This is a genomic window from Variovorax robiniae (assembly GCF_037889955.1).
GTDB classification, from domain to species: domain Bacteria; phylum Pseudomonadota; class Gammaproteobacteria; order Burkholderiales; family Burkholderiaceae_C; genus Variovorax; species Variovorax robiniae.
The window spans coordinates 421,932-439,679 of sequence record NZ_JBBKZS010000003.1 but is presented as its reverse complement, the minus strand read 5'-3'; the positions used below and the strand labels follow the sequence as shown (position 1 = coordinate 439,679).

The window sequence follows — 17,748 nt, the reverse complement described above, 5'->3', positions numbered from 1 at the left end:
GACTAGAACGAGATGCAAGTGCGCGTCCGCACGCGAAGAACGGCTTCCTGTTGGAACCGGGACTTGTAGGCGGCAGAGATTTCGGCCACCGACTGCTCGCTCGGCGCGTCGTCCGGATGCACGAGTTGCAGGACGCGGGTCGATTCCTGGACGATCGACCCGTCCGCACCACGCCATTGGCCCGAAGCCTGCGAGACCGTGAGTCCTTGGGGGAAGCGTGGCGTGACGATGGTTGCGAGGAAGGTGGACCATTCGGCGGCCGTGACGGTACCGTCGGGCTTGGCGGCGCCGAAGTAAAGCGTGTCCTGGATTGCGCTCTGTTCACCCCGTTTGCACGTTGTTGGTTGTGACGCGCACGCAGTGATCGCGGCGAGTATGGCGACGGCGGCAAGGGCGCGGAGGGCCTGCATCGTTGACGGGGACACGGCCACGACTACCTGAGGAACGGACCGGTGCACCACCGCTGTTCGCATGGAACGCCGCCGTGGTTGCCGTCCATCATCAGAAGTTGATCTGGACAGACCGCGCGCTGCGCCTGGCCTCGCCATGGAACACGGCCTCGATGTTGTTGCCGTCCGGATCAAGCACGAAGGCGGCGTAGTAGCCCGGGTGGTAGGCACGCTCGCCGGGCGCACCGTTGTCCTTGCCCCCGTGCGCCAGCGCCGCCTTGTGGAACGCATCCACCATGGCCCGGTCCTGCGCCTGGAAAGCCAGATGGTGGCGTCCGGTCAGCGCCCCTTGCGCCGCCTGGCTGTCAGCCGTCGAGACGAACAACTCGTCCGCCCAGAAGAAGCCATCGCCCGTGCCGCCCATGGGAATGTCCAGGACCTCGAAGATCGCGGCGTAGAAGGCCTGTGAAGCCGGGAGGTCGCGCACGACCAACTGGATGTGATCGATGAGTCGCCCGCGATGAAGTTCTTGCGTTTCCATGCTTGCTCCTTTCGAAAGCGCGTCATCGATTCACCAGGCTTGAAATTGCACCGTCAACCCTTGCCCTCGACATGCCGCGCAAACCTGTCCAGGATCGATTGCCATCCGCCGCGCTGCTGCTCGACGGAATGCGTCTTTTCGGCGTCGAAGGTTTCGCGCACGGTCACGCCGTCGACGCCCGGCACGAACTCCACCCGCAGCGTGCGGTCGCCGAAGGACGATTCGATCAGCGCATTCGGCACCACCTGGGTGTAGACGCCGGCGAAGTCGAAGCCCATGCTGCCGTCCTTGGCCTCCATGCGGGAGGAAAAGGCCCCGCCGACACACAGGTCGACGGATGCCTTCGTGGTGTGCCAGTCGTCGGATGCAGCGTTCCACTGCACGATGTCGGCGGGGGTGGTCCAGGCCGCCCAGACCTTGTCGATGGGCGCGCGGACGACGGTTTCAATGGTGATTTTCATGGGTCGTTCTTTGAGGGGTGACACCCAAGAATACGATTACCGGTAGCTGCGTGCGTCCTCGATCACCTTGCCATCGTTCGGCAGGCTGCCCGCGGGAACACAGAGCACATCGCTTCGCAGTTTGGTCACCTCGCGCACGGCCTCCGCGATGCGTTCGGACAAGCCTTCGGTTGCCGGTGCTTCCACCTTCAGCGTCATCCGGTCCTGCGCCATCTCGCCTTCCACCACGAGGCGCGCGCGCGCGACCTCCGGAAAGCGCTTCACCACCTCCGCCACCTGCCCCGGATGCACGAACATCCCGCGCACCTTCGTCGTTTGGTCGGCGCGCCCGAGCCAGCCCTTGATGCGCGTGTTGGTCCGCCCGGTGGGGCATTGGCCGGCGAGCACGGCCGACAGGTCGCCGGTGCCGAAGCGCACCAGCGGATAGTCGCGGTTGAAGGTCGTCACGACAACTTCACCGACCTCGCCGTCGGGCAACGGGTCACCCGTGCCGGGCCGCACGATCTCGACCAGCACGCCTTCATCCAGCACCAGCCCTTCATGCGCAGAGGTCTCGTAGGCAATGAGGCCCAGGTCGGCGGTCGCGTAGCTTTGCACGGCGCGGATGCCGCGCTCCGCCAGCCAGTCGCGCAGGCTCGGCGGAAAGGCTTCGCCGGAGACCAGCGCCTTGGTCAGGCTCGGCAGTTGGAGGTCGATCGCCGAGGCCTTCTCGACCAGGATCTTGAGGAAGCTCGGCGTGCCGACATAGCCGTCGGGCTTCAACTCAGCCATGGCTTCCAACTGTTGCTCGGTCTGGCCGGTGCCGCCAGGGAACACGGTGCAGCCCAGCGCATGCGCGCCGCTTTCGAGGATCGCGCCGGCCGGGGTCATGTGGTAGCTGAAGCTGTTGTGGATCAGGTCGCCGCTGCGAAAGCCCGCGGCATGGAGCGAGCGCGCGGTACGCCAGTAGTCGGGCGCGACGCCTTCGGGCTCGTAGATGGTGCCGGGGCTTGCGAACACCCGCCGCATCGACGGCCCGCGCGCGATGGCGCTGAAGCCGCCGAGCGGATCATTCGCACGTTGGGCCTTCTGGCGTTCCAGCAGTTCGGACTTGCGCGTGACCGGCAACTTCGCCAACGCCTCGCGGCTGCGCACTGCGCTGGCATCGACACCGCGCAGGATCTCCGCGAACGCGGGCGCCGCGGCTTGCGCATGCGCGATCTGGCGCGGCAAGGCCATGAGCAAATCGGCTTCGCGCTGCGCAGGGTCGCGCAACTCCAGTGCGTCGTAGTGTTCGGACATTTTTGTGTGTCGCCTCGGAGGCTGAGAGTCAGGCCAGCCAGCGCTTCCTGCGCTTGTAGCTCTTCACATCGCGAAAGCTCTTGCGCTCCGCACCGCCGACGCCGAGGTAGAACTCCTTGACGTCCTCGTTGTTCGCCAGGTCGCTGGCCTTGCCATCCATGACGATGCGGCCGCTCTCCAGGATGTAGCCGTAGTCGGCATAGCGCAGCGCCATGTTGGTGTTCTGCTCGGCGAGCAGGAAGGTCACGCGTTCCTTGTCGTTGAGGTCCTTCACGATGCCGAAGACCTCGTCGACGATCTGCGGCGCGAGGCCCATCGACGGCTCGTCCAGCAGCACCATGCTCGGGTTGGCCATCAGCGCGCGGCCGATGGCGCACATCTGCTGCTCCCCACCGGATGTGTAGGCCGCTTGCGACGTGCGCCGCGTCTTCAGCCGCGGAAAGTACGCGTAGACCTTCTCCAGCGTCGCGGCGACGGCGGCCTTGCCGTCGCTGCGCGTGTAGGCGCCGGTCATGAGGTTCTCCTCGATGGTCAGGTGCGCGAAGCAGTGCCGCCCCTCCATCACCTGCACCAGCCCGCGCCGCACCAGTTCGGCCGGCGACAGCGCCTCGATGCGCTCGCCGCGCAGCTCGATCGTGCCCTTGGTCACCGCGCCACGCTCGCCCGCGAGCAGGTTGCTCACGGCGCGCAGCGTGGTCGTCTTGCCCGCACCGTTGCCGCCGAGCAGCGCCACGATCCCGCCCTCGGGCACGACCAGCGACACGCCCTTCAGCACGAGGATCACGTGGTTGTAGATGACCTCGATGCCGTTGACATCGAGGAAGGGCTTGCTGGCGGACATGTTCAGCAGGTGCGGGCCTTGACGTTCTTGTCCTTCGCGTACTTCTCCGCGAACTCCTTCACCAGCGCATTGATGTGCGTCTTGTCGGACTGGTACCAGTCGGAGGTGATGTTCCACTTGCCGCCGTCCCACTGGATGATCTTGGCCCAGTCGTTGCCCATGTGGTTGGCACACGAGGTCTTCACTGGCCGCATCATTTCGCCGAAGCCCAGCGCCTTCAGCTTGTCGGCCGTGAGGTCCAGGTTCTCGAAGCCCCAGCGCACCTGTTCCGACGTGAGCGACTTGCCCTTGCCGTACTTCTCCTGCGCCGCGCGGATGGCCTCCACCTGCAGCATCGAGATCATGATGCCGCGGTTGTAGGCGATGCTGCCGACTCCATTGGCCGGGCCGGTGCCCTGGCCCTTGTCGTGGACGAACTTCTTGATGTCGTCGAGCACCTTGTCCTTGGCCGCACTGTTCTGCAGCGTGATGGCGTTGTAGCCCTTGGCGCCGTCGCCGATGTCCTTCACGTCATGGTCCGAGCCGGCCCACCAGATGCCGTAGATCTTCTCGCGCGGATAGCCGCTGGCCTGCGCCTCGCGGATGCCGGCCGGCGTCATCACGCCGGCGGACCAGAACAGCACGTAGTCGGGCCGGGCCTGGCGGATCTGCAGCCAGGTCGACTTCTGCTCGACGCCGGGCGGCGTGACAGGGTAGAGCTGCACCTCGAAGCCCTCGGCCGCCGCGCGCTTCTGCAGCAGTGGGATCGGCTCCTTGCCATAGGGCGAGTCGTGATAGACCAGTGCGATCTTCTTGCCCTTGAGGCTGCCCTTTTCCTTCTTCGCGATGTCCTGCAGCATCACGTCGGTGGCGGTCCAGTAGGTGCCCATCAGCGGGAAGTTCCATTCGAACACCGTGCCGTCCACCGACTGCGACAGGCCATAGCCGGCCGTCTCCACCGACACCTTGTCGACGAATGCCTTGTCGGTGACGGCGAAGGTGATGCCGGTCGATTGCGTGTCGAAGCCCGAGGCGCCCGTGCCCTTGCCCTTGAGCCGCTCATAGCACTCCACGCCCTTGGCCGCGTCGTAGGCCGTCTCGCATTCTTCAAACGCGAGCTTCACGCCGTTGACGCCGCCGTCGCGTGCGTTGATGAGCTTCAAGTAGTCCTGCTTGCCATCGGCCCATGGAATGCCCAGCGGTGCGAACTGGCCGGTGCGGTAGACCAGCAGCGGAATGAACTGCTCTGCTGCCTGGGCCTGGGCGAGCGTGCTGGCCGTGACCATCGACAACCCGGCAGCGGCGAGTGCGGCAGCGCGGGCGAGATTCCTGAGTTGCATGCTTGTCTCCTTCTTGATTGAAATGCGGAACGTGCGAGTGAAAGCTAGTGTGGGAAGGGCCAGAGTCGCAGCTTCTGCCGACCCGTAGACCAGAGCCGCGCCAATCCATGCGGCTCGACGATGAGGAAGAACACGATCAGCGCGCCGAAGATCATGTGCTCCAGGTGCGACGCGGTGCCCGTGGAGATCGAGAGGCCCAGCCAGTGCGGCACGTAATTGAGGAACAGCGGCAGCAGCACCACGAAGGCCGCACCGAAGAAGCTGCCCGCGATCGAGCCCAGCCCGCCAATGATGATCATGAACAGCAGTTGCAGCGACTTGTCGATGCTGAAAGCCGAGGGCTCCCAAGCCCCGAGGTGCACGAAGCCCCACAGCGCCCCCGCCACGCCGACGATGAAGCTGCTCACCGCAAAGGCCGACAACTTGGCATACACAGGCCGGATGCCGATCACGGCCGCTGCCACGTCCATGTCGCGCATCGCCATCCATTCACGGCCGATGGCGCCGCGCACCAGGTTCTTGGCCAGCAGCCCGAAGACCACGACCAGCGTGAGGCACAGCAGGTACTTCTGCATCGGCGTCGTGAACTCGAAGCCCAGCATCTGCAAGGTGCGCACGCTGACCGAGCCCGATGACGAATCGTTGGTGACCCACTTCACGCGGTTGGTGAACCAGTCGACGAAGAACTGCGCGGCCAAAGTCGCCACCGCCAGGTACAGCCCGCGGATTCGCAGGCTCGGAATGCCGAACAGCACGCCGAACACGGTCGCGCACAAACCGCCGCCGATCAGCGCGATGATCAGCGGCATGCCGTCGATGCGTACCTGCAGGTTGTAGGCCGCATAGGCGCCGACGGCCATGAAGGCGCCAGTGCCCAGCGAGATCTGGCCACAGTAGCCGACCAGGATGTTGAGCCCGATGGCCGCGAGCGAGAGGATCAGGAAGGGGATGAAGATCGCGCGGAAGGCGTAGTCGCTGGCGAACATCGGCAGCGCGATGAAGGCGATCGCCGCGAGCGCGAGCATGGCCCAGCGGTCCTGCGCGACCGGGAACAGCGCGAGGTCGGCGCTGTAGCTGCTCTTGAATTGGCCGTTTTCTCTGTAGAACATCGACGGGCTTCCTTACACGCGATCGATGATCTTGTCGCCGAAGAGCCCTTGAGGTCTCACCAGCAATACGGCCAGTGCAAGCACATAGGCAAACCAGTTCTCAATACCACCACCCAGGTACGGCCCGAGGTATATCTCCGACAGCTTCTCGCCCACACCGATGATCAGCCCGCCCAGGATCGCCCCCGGCACCGAGGTCAGCCCACCCAGGATCACCACCGGAAACGCCTTCAGCGCCACCAGCGAGATCGAGTACTGCACGCCCAGCTTGCTGCCCCAGATCACGCCCGCGACCAATGCCACGAAACCGCCGATCGACCACACGATGACCCAGATGCGCGCCAGCGGAATGCCGATGGATTGCGCGGCCTGGTGGTCGTCCGCGACGGCACGCAGCGCGCGGCCGGTGGCGGTCTTCTGGAAGAACAGCGTGAGCATCGTCACCAGCGCCGCCGCGAGCACCGCCGCATAGAGGTCTTCCTTGCTGAGCAGCAGGCCGCCCTGGAATACGTTCTCCAGCACGATCATCGGGTCCTTGGGCATGCCGATGTCGATCTTGTAGGTGGCGCTGCCGAAGAGCAGTTGGCCCGCGCTGTCGAGGATGTTGGCGATGCCCAGCGTGGCCATCAGCAGCGTGATGCCTTCCTGGTTGACGAGGCGCCTCAATGCCAACCGCTCGACCAGCCACGCGACGACGACCATGCACAGCGCGGCGGCGATGAAGGCGAGCAGGTTGGCGAGGAGGGCGCTGTTGAAGCCGAGCCACTGCGGGATCCACTCGGCGAAGCGCGCCATCGCCAATGCGGCGAAGAGCACCATCGCGCCTTGTGCGAAGTTGAAGACGCCGGAGGCCTTGAAGATGAGCACGAAGCCCAATGCGACGAGGGCGTAGAGCATGCCGGCCATGAGGCCGCCGAACAGGGTTTCGAGGAAGAAGCCCATGTCAATGCTCCGTCCCCAGATAAGCCCGGATCACCTCGGGATTCGCCCGCACTTCATCCGGCGTGCCATCGCCAATCTTCTTGCCATAGTCCAGCACCACGACGCGGTCGCTGATGTCCATCACCACCCCCATGTCGTGTTCGATCAGCACGATGGTCGCGCCGAACTCGTCGTTCACATCGAGGATGAAGCGGCTCATGTCCTGCTTCTCTTCCACGTTCATGCCGGCCATCGGTTCGTCGAGCAGCAGCACCTGCGGCTCCATGGCCAGTGCGCGGCCCAGGTCCACGCGCTTCTGCAGTCCATAGGGCAGGCGACCGACAGGCGTCTTGCGATGCGCCTGGATTTCGAGGAAGTCGATGATGTGCTCGACGAATTCGCGGTGCTGCAACTCCTCGCGCTCCGCCGGCCCCCAGCGCAGCGCCTGCGCGAGCAGCCCGCACTTCATCTTCAGGTTGCGCCCCGACATGATGTTGTCGAGCACGCTCATGCCCTTGAACAGCGCCAGGTTCTGGAAGGTGCGTGCCACCCCCATCTCCGCCACCTGCCGCGAATTCATGTGCTTGAAGGTCTTGCCCCGGAAGGTGATCGAGCCCTGCTGCGGCTGGTACACGCCGTTGATGCAATTGAGCATCGAACTCTTGCCCGCCCCATTCGGTCCGATGATGGCCCGCACCTCGTGCTCGCGCACGTTGAAGCTGATGTCCGTGAGCGCCTTCACGCCCCCGAAGCCCAGCGTGATGTTCTGTACGTCGAGGATGACGTCGCCGGTCTTCCTAGCCATGGACAGTCCCCAGGAATGCGTCCGGCTGTCCGATCCCGTAATTCATGCGGCCTCCCGGACAGCACCAAAGCGCTTCGCCTCGACGATCTTCAGCGTCGCGCTGACAACGCCCGTGCGCCCGTCCTCGAACTTCACTTGCGTCTCGATGAACTGCTCCGCCTTGCCGTCATACAGCGCATCCACCAGCACCGCGTACTTCTCCGCGACGTAACCGCGCCGCACCTTGCGCGTGCGCGTCATCTCGTCGTCGTCCGGATCCAGTTCCTTGTGCAGCACCAGGAAGCGTGCGACCTGCGTGTCGGCCATGCCTTCCTCGGCGGCGAGGTCGGCGTTGACCTTGCTGACGCACTCGGCGATCAGCGCCAGCACCTCGGGCTTGCCGGCCAGGTCGACGTAGCCGCCGTAGGGCAGCCCACGCCGCTCCGCCCAATTGCCCACGGCCTCGAAGTCGATGTTGACGAAGGCGCAGACCTCGTCGCGCCCGTTGCCAAAGCACACGGCTTCCTTGATCTGCGGAAAGAACTTGAGCTTGTTCTCGATGTAGTTGGGCGCAAAGATCGCGCCGGTCTTCATGCGGCCCACGTCCTTGGCACGGTCGATGATGCGCAGGTGTCCTTCGGCATCCAGCACGCCCGCGTCGCCGGTGTGGAAGTAGCCGTCGGCGTCCAGCACCTCGGCCGTCGCGTCGGGCCGCTTGTAGTACTCCTTGAGCACCGACACGCCGCGCACCAGCACCTCGCCGTTGTCGGCGATGCGCAGTTCCATGCCGGGCGCCGCGGTGCCGACGGTCTGCAGCTTGACCTTGCCGTCCTGCTGCAGGCAGACATACGCGCAGGTCTCGGTCTGCCCGTAGAACTGCTTGAGATTCACGCCGATCGAGCGATAGAAGCGGAACAGGTCCGGCCCGATTGCCGCGCCGGCCGTGTAGGCCACGCGGATGCGGCTCATGCCCAGCACGTTGCGCAGCGGCCCATACACCAGCGCATTGCCGATCGCATACATGAAGCGATCGCCAATGCCCACCGGCGCGCCATTGAGGATGTCCGCGCCCACGCGCTGCGCCAGCGCCATGAACTTCGCATACAGCCAGCGCTTGGGCGCAGCCGCGTCTTCCATGCGGATCGACACCGCCGTGAGCAGCCCTTCGAAGGTGCGCGGCGGGCCGAAGTAGTAGCTCGGGCCGATCTCGCGCATGTCGTTCATCACCGTTTCGGCCGACTCGGGGCAGTTCAGCGTGAAGCCGCCGACCAGCCATTGCGCCACCGAGAACAAGTGGTCGCCGACCCAGGCCATCGGCAGGTAGCTCATGATGTTGTCGCCGGGGCCGAGCCTGTCACTGGCCACGCCGCCATGTCCTGCCGCGATGAAGCTCGCATGCGTCTGGCACACGCCCTTGGGGCGGCCAGTGGTGCCGGAGGTGTAGAGGATCACGGCCACGTCGGAGGCCACGCCGCTGGCCACGGCCGCATCGAAGTGGCCGCCATTCGCGGCATCGAAGGCGCGGCCCAGTTCGCGCAACTGGTCGTAGCTGATGACGCCCGGCTGGTCGTAATGGCGCAGGCCTTTCGGGTCGTCGTAGATGATGTGGCGCAGTCCCTGGTGTCCGTCCGCAGTCAGCAGGTCGCGGCATTCGAGCAGTTTGTCGACCTGCTCCTGGTCTTCCGCGATCACGAAGTCGATGGAAGCGTCCTGCAGCATGAACACCATCTCGCCCGCCACCGCGTCCTGGTACAGCGGCACCGGCACGCCGCGCAGGCTCTGCGCCGCGATGACGGCCATGTACAGGTGCGGCCGATTCGCGCCGACGATGGCCAGGTTGTCGAAGGGCCGGAAGCCCAGGCTCGCCAACCCGCAGGCGATCTCGCGCACTTCCTTCGCCACGCCGGACCAGGTCCAGGTCTGCCAGATGCCCAGGTCCTTCTCGCGCACGGCAGGCGCGTCCGGCTGCCGTGCCGCGTGCGCGGCCAGCAGTCGCGGGAAGGTGTCGGCAGGGAGTGGGGGGAGGGTCACGGTGCGCCGGATCGTAGGACGCACTTTGACGCCAGCTTGTCGTTCCAACGACAATCCTAGGGACACTACTCCCCGGAGTTTCCCGATGCCGCATGAGTGGCGCCTTAGCTCATGACTTCACCCGCCGGAAATTCCATCCGCGATCGCGCGCGACCGGCCACCGCCGACGAGCTGGCCAACATCCCCTGGCTACACACGCTCTCGACGGTCGAGCGCAAGCGCGCCGAGTCCGCCATCGCCGTCGCCGAGGCCGAGCCCGGCGATCTGGTCTGCCGCATCGGTCGTGCACCGACCTTCTGGTTCGGCGTGGTCGAGGGCTTGCTCAAGATGAGCAACGACAACGCCGATGGCACCTCGCTGACCTACAGCGGGCTCCCGCCCGGTGGCTGGTTCGGCGAAGGCACGGCGCTCAAGCGCGAGCCCTACCGCTACAACATCCAGGCCCTGCGCCGCAGCCTCGTGGCCGGCCTGCCTGTCGACGACTTCCACTGGCTGCTGGACCATTCGATCGGCTTCAACCGATTCGTGATGAACCAGCTCAACGAGCGGCTCGGCCAGTTCATCGCGGCGCGCGAGGCCGACCGGCTCAACGACCCCGATGCGCGCGTGGCCCGCAACCTGGCGGCGCTGTTCAACCCGGTGCTGTTCCCGGGCGTGGGCCAGTTGCTGCGCATCACGCAGCAGGAGCTGGCCTACCTCATCGGCCTGTCGCGCCAGCGCGTGAACCAGGCGCTGCGGACGCTGGAAGGGCAGGGCGCGCTGCGGGTGGAGTACGGCGGCATTCGTGTGCTGGACCTGCCGGCGCTGCGTATCGGGAAGGTGGCGAACGGACGTGGTTCGCAGCAGCCCTGACCCGATAATCGCGCGCAGCCACCGAGAGAACACAAGATTGGCAACCAGCCTCAGCCGCACCCCACCTCGAAAGAATGCCACCGCAACTGCCGTCCCGCTGTATGCGCGGGTGCGCGAGATCCTTGATGTCGCGCGATTCAACGTGGCGCGGACGGTCAATACCTCGCAAGTCGCCGCCAATTGGCTGATCGGGCGGGAGATTGTTGAAGAGGAACAGAGGGGGCAGCGCCGCGCCGGCTATGGCGCGAAGATCCTGTCCGATCTCTCGGCGAGATTGAACATGGAGTTCGGTCGCGGCTACTCGGTTGATAACCTGGAGGTGTTTCGTCAGTTCTACATCGACTATCCGCGGCTGATTTCCGTGACGGCGTCTCGGAATTCGTCTCTCCCACCGGTCTTGCTCCCAGACTCAAATTCCGAGACGCTGTCTCGGAAATCGGATGTGGAGGGCGAATGGGAGCCCGGCTTGCTCGACGCACTGAAAGACCCGCTTGTGATCGAATTCCTCGGACTGCCGGAATCTCCTCGGTTGGTCGAATCCGCACTGGAGCAGGCGCTTATCGACCTGAAAGTGGGAAAGCTCACGCACGGAGACCTCGGCCAGATCCAGTTCTGCGTCAATTTCTACGACGGAGAGCGGAGAACCGAAGGGGACAACCCAACATTGGGCTTGATACTGTGCCCCGACAAGAACGACGCAGTCGTGAGGTACACCCTGGGCGAGCAACAGGAGCGGAACATCTTCACGAGCCGATACCAGTTGCACTTGCCTACGGAACAGGAGTTGGAAAGCGAACTGCGCCGCGAGCTTCGGCAATTGAGCGCGGCCGTTCCGCGATTGGCACCCTCATCCAAGACAGCGAAGAGAGTCAAGTCCTGAACATGGAAACCTTCATCCTCCTCGCCTTCCTCGGAGTCGTCGCCTTCGTCCTCAAGTCACGCGACCAGCGCCAGCGCATCGCGCTGCTGGGCAGCCACCTCGGCAACTACGAGATCGAGAAGCTCATGGAGAAGCTGACCGACGGCTACATGCGCTGCCTCGGCGAGCCCAACGCCGAGCGCCAGGCCCAGATCTGGAGCATGCTGAGCACGACCGAACTGGACCTCTCCGCGCAGTTCACCCGCTTTGCCACGGGCTTCGCGCGGGTCAGCGAGGCAGACGCCCGCGTGAGCAAGATCCCGCTGGCCTTGCCGCTGGCCAACACGCTGTTCCCGGCCGCCACCTTTGACGTGCGCAAGGCCTTTGCCATCCATGCGAAGGGCATTGCCGACGCCGCGGCCAACACGCTCGACCAGCCGCCCAAGGCCAAGGCCTTCATGATGTCGGCGGAGCTGTTCCTCATGCAGCACACCTGCCACTGGTTCTGCAAGTCGAAGATCGTCGCTTCGGCACGGATGATGGCCCGGCACCAGACCTCGTATCAGCTCGCGCTCGAATCGGTGTCGCCGGCCACGCGCGAGGCCTATCGACATCTGATCGAGGGGTAGGCGTCTTGCGCGGGTGAGTGCGGCCTCGCTGTGGGTGGACATGCTAAGGGAAAACCACAGTCATTAACATTTTGTATTGTTTGTAACGGATAATGCTTTCGTCATAGACAACCGCAAAAGCCCATGCTGAGAACCTTCGCCCTCCTGCTCGCGCCCTTGCTGACTGTCGGACTCATCTACTCGTTTGGCTGGTGGACCTTGCTCGTCACCGTCACGCTGGTGGCTTGTACCTTTGTCTTCTCGATGCGCAAGGGTACGGACGAAGACCTGGCCAACTCCGGCGCCGGCCAGACTTCATTCGGCACGCCAACCACGTTCATGGCCCAGCTCAAGTAGGCCGCTTCCGTGCCAGGGCGCTGCACCTCCGCGGCGTCGCGCCACAATGGCTGCCCGGCCGAATTCACCGGCCGCTCCAGCCAACCATGCCTCCATCCGACAAGCCCTCCACGGCCGGCGCCCCCCTCGCGGACGCCGGAGACGCCCTGCTGGCCGCACAGGCCCAGCACGACGCGATGGCCGAGCAACTCGCCAAACTGAACGAATTGCTCGCCAAGCCGCTCAATGAAATCCTCGCTGAGCGCGACAAGTTCAAGGAAGCGGCAGCCGCCTGGGATGCCTTCGGCGCCATGTGGCTGCTCTCGCAGCGCGCCATGAAGCGCGTGGCGCTCGACCTGGCTGCCCAGCAGGGCGTTAGCGAGGCCGAGGTCGTGAACCGCGCCATGGCCTATGCCAACGACGTGCTCAACGGCGATGGCGTCGACCTGGGCGGCACCATCGCCGAGCCGCAGATGGCACACATCGCCCGCCACCGCGCGCTCCTGCGCAAGCAGTTCAGGCAAGGCTGAGCCGCAACCGAACCTACGAACACAGGGAACCCGCCATGGCCGTCGCCAGATCCTTCGACACCGCCGACTACAAGCTCTTTCCGTCGCCGCGGAACGTGCACCGCACGGTGTTCCCGCACCAGGTCTTCGTGCCGCATCCGTATGCATTGATCGACCTGCCGAGCTACTACCTCAAGGGCAAGTACAGCCTGTTTGCCGCGTGCCGCCTGTCGGACGGCAAGATGGGGCAGCTCGTGACGTTGGAACTCCCGGAGGACGAGGTCAAGTTCCAGGCCAACTTCGTCCCCGATTGAATGATCGACTAACCAACGCAAGAAAAGGAGACAGCAACCATGTTCCAACCCACCCTCATGTCGGGCCAGCGCATCCTCGTGACCGGCGGCGGCACCGGGCTCGGCAAATCGATGGCCGAGCGCTTCCTGAGCCTCGGCGCGGACGTGGCCATCTGCGGCCGGCGACAGTCGGTGGTGGAGGAGACGGCGGCCGAGTGGCGCAAACAGTTTCCGGATCGGCGCATCGACACCTTCGGCGTCGACATCCGCAATGCGCAGGCGGTGGACGAGATGGTCGAGGCGCTGTTCGCCAGCGGCGGGCTCACAGGGCTCATCAACAACGCGGCCGGCAACTTCGTCTCGCCGACCGAGGCACTGTCGCCGCGCGCCTTCGATGCCATTGCCAACATCGTCTTCCACGGCAGCTTCTACGTGACGCAGGCCGTCGGCAAGCGCTGGGTGGCGCAGGCCAAGTCGGGCGAATGGAAGCCGGGCAGCCCGTTCCGCAGCGTGATGAGCATCATCGTGACCTGGGTCGACAACGGCAGCCCCTACGTCGTGCCCTCGGCCATGAGCAAGGCCGGCATCGAGGTCATGACGAAGTCGCTGGCGCTGGAGTGGGCGCGCTACGGCATCCGCCTCAACGCGGTCGGCCCCGGCGAGATCCCGACCGAGGGTATGAGCAAGCGCCTGAACCCCGGCGAGGAGCCCGGCGCGCGCAGCAAGAAGACCAACCCGATGGGCCGCGTCGGCGAGATGAGCGAGTTGCAGAACCTGGCCGCCTTCCTGATGGCGCCGGGGCAATGCGACTGGCTCACCGGGCAGTCGATCATGATGGACGGCGGACAGGCCGCGGCGACGGGGGGCAACTTCTACGAACTGCGGCAGTGGAGCGATGCGGACTGGATGGCCGCGCGGGAACGCATCGAGGCGCAGAACGCGAAGGACAAGACGCAGCGGTGAGGCGAGGGCGCGGGTTCCTGTCCAAGCGGAGCCCGAACGGCCTCTTCGAACGCGCGAGAACATGAGCCGCAATTGCCAATTTACGGCTCATGATATGAGCCGAATTGACATACCATCGGCTCATGAGCCCAAAGCGCACCCCCTACATATGGCAGAAGCCAGGTTGGCCTGAGCTCCATTTCGATATGGCCACCGTCGGCCAGGAACTGACGGATGCGCACCGCATGCTTGGCGAGATCGAGGGCAAGGCCGCCGCGCTGGGGCTGGGGACCACCAGCGATGTGGCGCTCGACGTCTTTTCGGGCGAGGTCATCGCCACGGCCGCCATCGAGGGCGAGGCACTGTCCGTTGATGCCGTCAGGTCCTCGGTGATGCGCAGACTGGGTATGGGATCCACAGGGCCATCGAACCGCCATGTCGATGGCCTCGTCGAGGTGGTCAATGACGCGACCACTCGGTTCGACCTGCCGCTCGACGAGGACCGGCTCTGCCGCTGGCAATCGGCCTTGTTCCCGGGCGGTACATCCGGGATCCAGCGAATCGCGGTCGGGCGGTATCGGGATCACGAAGAGCCCATGCAGATCGTGGGCGGCAAGTTGGGCCGCGAGACGATCTACTACGTGGCGCCTCCTTCGCGCACCGTGCGCGCGGAAATGGATCGATTCCTTGCCTGGTTCGCCGACACGGCGCCGGCCGCTGGCGGGACACTCGACGGGGTGGCGCGGGCCGCGGTCGCGCACCTGTGGTTCGAAACCATCCACCCGTTCGAGGACGGCAATGGCCGCATTGGCAGGGCCATCATGGACATGGCCATCGCACAACACCAGCGCAAGCCGGTGCGGCTCTACAGCCTGTCGCGCCAACTGCTGTCATCCCGGAAGGACTACTACGACTCGCTCAACCAGGCACAGCGCGGCGACGTCGATGTGTCAGCCTGGGTGCAATGGCTGGCTCGGCAGTTCTCGGCCGCGTGCACGCACACAAGCACGGTCATCGACCAGGCGATCGCCAAGCGGCGCTTCTGGGATCAGCATGGCGCGCGCGTCAACGACAGGCAGCGCATGGTCCTGCAACGGCTCCTCGACGATGGCGATGGAGGCTTCGACGGCGGCATGAATGCCGAGAAGTACATGAAGATCACCAAGGCATCCAAGCCCACGGCAACACGTGACCTGGCCGCCATGGTGGAAGCGGGTCAGATGTGGTCCATCGGCATGGGTCGGGCCGTGCGGTACTACGTCAACATGCCGGGCTGGACTCATGGTGTGGAGCGCGGCTGAACTTCAAGCGCGCGAGGCTCACCCGAGTGCCGCGCCGCCCCAATGCAGCCATGCGGCCACGAACGCAGCGAGGAATATCGTCTCGCCAACCATCAGGGCGATCGGCATCCATCCCACCGTTGCAAGGTCCTTCAATCGGGTCTTCATGCCGATCGCGGCGATCGCCGTCACGAGGCACCATTGCGAAAGGTCCACACCCGCTTGCGTGACCGCCTTGGGCACCCAGCCCGTGCTGTTGACGGCGACCAGTACCGCAAAGGCCAACGCGAACAATGGCAACAGCGGCGGGCGCTTGCCTTCGACAGCGCCAACTCGATGGCTTCGCGCCAGCACACCCGCGAACGCGATCACCGGCAGCAGCATCGCGACGCGCAGCAGCTTCACGAAGGTGGCGGCATCGCCCGTGGCGGTGGACATGCCGTAGCCGGCACCGACGACCTGGGCCACGTCGTGGATCGTGCCGCCGAGGAAGATCCCGGCCTGCACAGGGTCGAGGCCCAGCGCGCGCACGATCATCGGATACACGATTATGGCCAGCGTCGACTGCGCGCTGACGCTGATCACCGTGAACAGGGTGGCGCGCTCCCGCAGGGCATGGTTCGGCATGGCCGCGGAAAGCGCCATGGCCGCCGAGGCGCCGCAGATCGCGACCGCGCCGCCGGTGAGCAGGCCGAAGAAGCTTCGATACCCCATCAGCCTGGCCAGCCCGATGCCCAGGCCGATGGTGAGCGCCACCGATGCCACCACCATCAGCACCGGATGCCAGCCCATGGCCGCGATCTGGCCAGTGGTGATGCGCAGGCCCAGCAGCGCCACGCCGATGCGCAGCACCTGCCGCGCCGTCCACTCGATGCCCGCGATGCAGGGGCCGTCGGCGGACAGGAAGTTCATGGCCATGCCGAGCAGCAATGCGAAGAGCATGACGGGCGCGCCGTAGTGCTGCGACAGGAACGTGGCCGCCGCGGCCACGACGGCACTGGCGAGGACGCCAGGGAACAGCTCGCGACCCAGAGCGGGCCAGCAGGACAGGGTCAATGCAGTCATGGGAGATGTGCTTGCAGCGAAGCGTCGATTCAGAACAGGTGCCGGATGCCGATGTCGTAGCCGGTGGATGACTGCGGCACCGGCGTCGAGCCGTTGACCGGCTTGGTGTAGAAGCTCGGACCACCCACCGTCAGGTCGGCGCCGTTCTTGTTGTTGATGCGCGCCGCGGTCGCGTACAGCGCCGTGCGCGCGGACAGGTTGTGCACGTAGCCGAGGGCGAACTTCTCGGACTTCGGATCACGGGACAGGCCAGGAACGACCTGGGCCAGCGCAGCGACGTTGTTGTATTTCACCTGCGTGTAGACGGCGCGGATCAGGCCGGGTCCGACCGGCACATGAATGCCCACCAGCGCGCCGTTGGCGCCGGGAGGCGCGGTGCTGACCGGAGCGGCCGAGGAATCGATCCGCAGCTTGTTGTGCGAGTACTCGGCCATCAGCTTCGCGACGCCGAAGTCGTAGGAGGCGCCCAGGTTCCAGATGTCGAGCGAGGTGGTCGTGCCCTGCGCGAACTGGTCGCCGATCGTGCTTCGCGCAGCCGCGAGGGCAATGTCCAGGCCGCCCTTGGCATAGCCGAATCGACCACCGACGTAGCGGCCCGCACGCTGGCTGTTGGCCACGTTCGGGGTCGTAACGCCCGGTTCGTACTTGATGGCCTCGTTGAAGGCGTACATGACCTGGCCGTAGAAGCCGCCCAGGTTCGGCGGCAGGAAGTAGCCCACCGAGTTGGAGGCGCGAACGTAGGCCGGGTTGGCCTGGAATCCGTTGGCGGCCTGGCCGGGTGTGTTGAAGCCGCTCGCGGTCGCAATCAGGTTGATGCCGACGCCGTTGGAGGTGAACGGATCGAAGACGGCATCGTTCCAGAACGTCGGCGTGTAGTCCCTGCCGACGCGGATTTCGCCCAGGGTGCCGGACAGGCTGACTGTCGAACGGCGGTTGAAGGCGATCACCCCACCGGGCGCGAAGCCGCCGCCGGTGTCGTTGGCCAATCCGGCCTCCAGCCAGAAGCCGGCCGCGATGCCGCCACCGAGATCCTCCGTGCCCCGAAAGCCCAGTCGGCTGCCCGCGTAGCCCGAACTGTTCTGCACCGTGCTGCTGGTCGTCACGCTCAGGCCGAGCGGCGTTTCGGACTTGTTCGAATAGCTGCTGACGGTGGCGTCGAGGACGCCGAACACGGTGACGGAGGACTGGGCCCACGCGCCGCCGGCAACGAAGAGGGCGGCGAAGGTCGCGGGAATTCTTGCGGGAGCGTGGGCCATGAAGTCGTTGTCCTTGCTGCGTTGAGCGAAGGCCAGACTTTATGGATCGGGGTCGCCGTCAGCTTGACCGT

At 65.3% G+C, this 17,748-nt stretch carries 20 protein-coding genes; 8 read left to right on the top strand and 12 right to left on the bottom strand.

Annotated elements, in window-relative coordinates:
* Positions 1 to 2 precede the first annotated feature (2 nt).
* From WKW79_RS10230 to WKW79_RS10185, 10 genes are all read right to left on the bottom strand, one after another.
* On the bottom strand, positions 3 to 410 hold the full coding sequence (locus WKW79_RS10230) for a DUF3574 domain-containing protein (protein ID WP_340335033.1): 408 nt from the start codon (positions 408 to 410) through the stop codon (positions 3 to 5).
* A 91-nt stretch (positions 411 to 501) separates the two neighbouring features.
* Positions 502 to 930, bottom strand: a complete 429-nt coding sequence (locus tag WKW79_RS10225; RefSeq protein WP_340335032.1) for a VOC family protein — start codon at positions 928 to 930, stop codon at positions 502 to 504.
* A 53-nt stretch (positions 931 to 983) separates the two neighbouring features.
* Entirely contained in the window at positions 984 to 1,391 is a 408-nt protein-coding gene (locus WKW79_RS10220; RefSeq protein ID WP_340335031.1) for an SRPBCC family protein, read from the bottom strand.
* Positions 1,392 to 1,427: 36 nt separating this feature from the next.
* Positions 1,428 to 2,672, bottom strand: coding sequence for a phenylacetate--CoA ligase family protein (locus tag WKW79_RS10215; protein WP_340335030.1), 1,245 nt, complete (start codon positions 2,670 to 2,672; stop codon positions 1,428 to 1,430).
* Between the two features lie 28 nt (positions 2,673 to 2,700).
* Positions 2,701 to 3,513, bottom strand: a complete 813-nt coding sequence (locus WKW79_RS10210) for an ABC transporter ATP-binding protein (protein ID WP_340335029.1) — start codon at positions 3,511 to 3,513, stop codon at positions 2,701 to 2,703.
* A 2-nt stretch (positions 3,514 to 3,515) separates the two neighbouring features.
* Positions 3,516 to 4,832, bottom strand: coding sequence for an ABC transporter substrate-binding protein (locus WKW79_RS10205; RefSeq protein ID WP_340335028.1), 1,317 nt, complete (start codon positions 4,830 to 4,832; stop codon positions 3,516 to 3,518).
* A gap of 44 nt (positions 4,833 to 4,876) precedes the next feature.
* Complete coding sequence (locus WKW79_RS10200; protein ID WP_340335027.1) at positions 4,877 to 5,941, bottom strand: branched-chain amino acid ABC transporter permease; 1,065 nt, start codon at positions 5,939 to 5,941, stop codon at positions 4,877 to 4,879.
* Positions 5,942 to 5,953: 12 nt separating this feature from the next.
* Complete coding sequence (locus WKW79_RS10195; protein ID WP_340335026.1) at positions 5,954 to 6,883, bottom strand: branched-chain amino acid ABC transporter permease; 930 nt, start codon at positions 6,881 to 6,883, stop codon at positions 5,954 to 5,956.
* A gap of 1 nt (position 6,884) precedes the next feature.
* Positions 6,885 to 7,667 carry an ABC transporter ATP-binding protein gene (locus WKW79_RS10190; RefSeq protein ID WP_340335025.1) on the bottom strand — a complete coding sequence of 261 codons (783 nt, stop codon included), beginning with the start codon at positions 7,665 to 7,667 and terminating at the stop codon, positions 6,885 to 6,887.
* 42 nt (positions 7,668 to 7,709) lie between these two features.
* Positions 7,710 to 9,677, bottom strand: coding sequence for an AMP-dependent synthetase/ligase (locus tag WKW79_RS10185; RefSeq protein WP_340335024.1), 1,968 nt, complete (start codon positions 9,675 to 9,677; stop codon positions 7,710 to 7,712).
* A 111-nt stretch (positions 9,678 to 9,788) separates the two neighbouring features.
* Here WKW79_RS10185 and WKW79_RS10180 point away from each other — a divergent pair, with 111 nt between their 5' ends.
* The 8 genes from WKW79_RS10180 to WKW79_RS10145 all read left to right on the top strand — a co-directional run bounded on the left by WKW79_RS10180 (position 9,789) and on the right by WKW79_RS10145 (position 15,377).
* Entirely contained in the window at positions 9,789 to 10,529 is a 741-nt protein-coding gene (locus tag WKW79_RS10180) for a Crp/Fnr family transcriptional regulator (protein ID WP_340335023.1), read from the top strand.
* A gap of 37 nt (positions 10,530 to 10,566) precedes the next feature.
* Positions 10,567 to 11,409 (top strand): PDDEXK nuclease domain-containing protein, encoded by an 843-nt coding sequence (locus tag WKW79_RS10175; protein WP_340335022.1) that lies wholly within the window; start codon positions 10,567 to 10,569, stop codon positions 11,407 to 11,409.
* A gap of 2 nt (positions 11,410 to 11,411) precedes the next feature.
* Positions 11,412 to 12,017, top strand: coding sequence for a hypothetical protein (locus WKW79_RS10170; protein WP_340335021.1), 606 nt, complete (start codon positions 11,412 to 11,414; stop codon positions 12,015 to 12,017).
* Between the two features lie 123 nt (positions 12,018 to 12,140).
* Positions 12,141 to 12,353: a hypothetical protein gene (locus WKW79_RS10165; protein ID WP_340335020.1), complete on the top strand. Its 213-nt coding sequence runs from the start codon at positions 12,141 to 12,143 to the stop codon at positions 12,351 to 12,353.
* A gap of 86 nt (positions 12,354 to 12,439) precedes the next feature.
* Complete coding sequence (locus tag WKW79_RS10160) at positions 12,440 to 12,862, top strand: hypothetical protein (protein WP_340335019.1); 423 nt, start codon at positions 12,440 to 12,442, stop codon at positions 12,860 to 12,862.
* A gap of 35 nt (positions 12,863 to 12,897) precedes the next feature.
* Complete coding sequence (locus WKW79_RS10155; protein ID WP_340335018.1) at positions 12,898 to 13,155, top strand: hypothetical protein; 258 nt, start codon at positions 12,898 to 12,900, stop codon at positions 13,153 to 13,155.
* A gap of 39 nt (positions 13,156 to 13,194) precedes the next feature.
* Entirely contained in the window at positions 13,195 to 14,097 is a 903-nt protein-coding gene (locus tag WKW79_RS10150; RefSeq protein ID WP_340335017.1) for an SDR family oxidoreductase, read from the top strand.
* 122 nt (positions 14,098 to 14,219) lie between these two features.
* On the top strand, positions 14,220 to 15,377 hold the full coding sequence (locus WKW79_RS10145) for a Fic family protein (protein WP_340335016.1): 1,158 nt from the start codon (positions 14,220 to 14,222) through the stop codon (positions 15,375 to 15,377).
* An 18-nt stretch (positions 15,378 to 15,395) separates the two neighbouring features.
* Here WKW79_RS10145 and WKW79_RS10140 read toward each other — a convergent pair whose 3' ends face one another.
* Both WKW79_RS10140 and WKW79_RS10135 read right to left on the bottom strand, forming a co-directional pair.
* Positions 15,396 to 16,421, bottom strand: a complete 1,026-nt coding sequence (locus WKW79_RS10140; protein ID WP_340335015.1) for a YeiH family protein — start codon at positions 16,419 to 16,421, stop codon at positions 15,396 to 15,398.
* Between the two features lie 29 nt (positions 16,422 to 16,450).
* Positions 16,451 to 17,677: a porin gene (locus WKW79_RS10135; RefSeq protein WP_340335014.1), complete on the bottom strand. Its 1,227-nt coding sequence runs from the start codon at positions 17,675 to 17,677 to the stop codon at positions 16,451 to 16,453.
* Positions 17,678 to 17,748: the final 71 nt, after the last annotated feature.

Bases quoted from the DNA above. Each gene is read 5' to 3' on its own strand.
- WKW79_RS10230 (WP_340335033.1), bottom strand. From the start codon at position 410: ATGCAGGCCCTCCGCGCCCTTGCCGCCGTCGCCATACTCGCCGCGATC.
- WKW79_RS10225 (WP_340335032.1), bottom strand. From the start codon at position 930: ATGGAAACGCAAGAACTTCATCGCGGGCGACTCATCGATCACATCCAG.
- WKW79_RS10220 (WP_340335031.1), bottom strand. From the start codon at position 1,391: ATGAAAATCACCATTGAAACCGTCGTCCGCGCGCCCATCGACAAGGTC.
- WKW79_RS10215 (WP_340335030.1), bottom strand. From the start codon at position 2,672: ATGTCCGAACACTACGACGCACTGGAGTTGCGCGACCCTGCGCAGCGC.
- WKW79_RS10210 (WP_340335029.1), bottom strand. From the start codon at position 3,513: ATGTCCGCCAGCAAGCCCTTCCTCGATGTCAACGGCATCGAGGTCATC.
- WKW79_RS10205 (WP_340335028.1), bottom strand. From the start codon at position 4,832: ATGCAACTCAGGAATCTCGCCCGCGCTGCCGCACTCGCCGCTGCCGGG.
- WKW79_RS10200 (WP_340335027.1), bottom strand. From the start codon at position 5,941: ATGTTCTACAGAGAAAACGGCCAATTCAAGAGCAGCTACAGCGCCGAC.
- WKW79_RS10195 (WP_340335026.1), bottom strand. From the start codon at position 6,883: ATGGGCTTCTTCCTCGAAACCCTGTTCGGCGGCCTCATGGCCGGCATG.
- WKW79_RS10190 (WP_340335025.1), bottom strand. From the start codon at position 7,667: ATGGCTAGGAAGACCGGCGACGTCATCCTCGACGTACAGAACATCACG.
- WKW79_RS10180 (WP_340335023.1), top strand. From the start codon at position 9,789: ATGACTTCACCCGCCGGAAATTCCATCCGCGATCGCGCGCGACCGGCC.
- WKW79_RS10170 (WP_340335021.1), top strand. From the start codon at position 11,412: ATGGAAACCTTCATCCTCCTCGCCTTCCTCGGAGTCGTCGCCTTCGTC.
- WKW79_RS10165 (WP_340335020.1), top strand. From the start codon at position 12,141: ATGCTGAGAACCTTCGCCCTCCTGCTCGCGCCCTTGCTGACTGTCGGA.
- WKW79_RS10160 (WP_340335019.1), top strand. From the start codon at position 12,440: ATGCCTCCATCCGACAAGCCCTCCACGGCCGGCGCCCCCCTCGCGGAC.
- WKW79_RS10155 (WP_340335018.1), top strand. From the start codon at position 12,898: ATGGCCGTCGCCAGATCCTTCGACACCGCCGACTACAAGCTCTTTCCG.
- WKW79_RS10150 (WP_340335017.1), top strand. From the start codon at position 13,195: ATGTTCCAACCCACCCTCATGTCGGGCCAGCGCATCCTCGTGACCGGC.
- WKW79_RS10145 (WP_340335016.1), top strand. From the start codon at position 14,220: ATGAGCCCAAAGCGCACCCCCTACATATGGCAGAAGCCAGGTTGGCCT.
- WKW79_RS10140 (WP_340335015.1), bottom strand. From the start codon at position 16,421: ATGACTGCATTGACCCTGTCCTGCTGGCCCGCTCTGGGTCGCGAGCTG.
- WKW79_RS10135 (WP_340335014.1), bottom strand. From the start codon at position 17,677: ATGGCCCACGCTCCCGCAAGAATTCCCGCGACCTTCGCCGCCCTCTTC.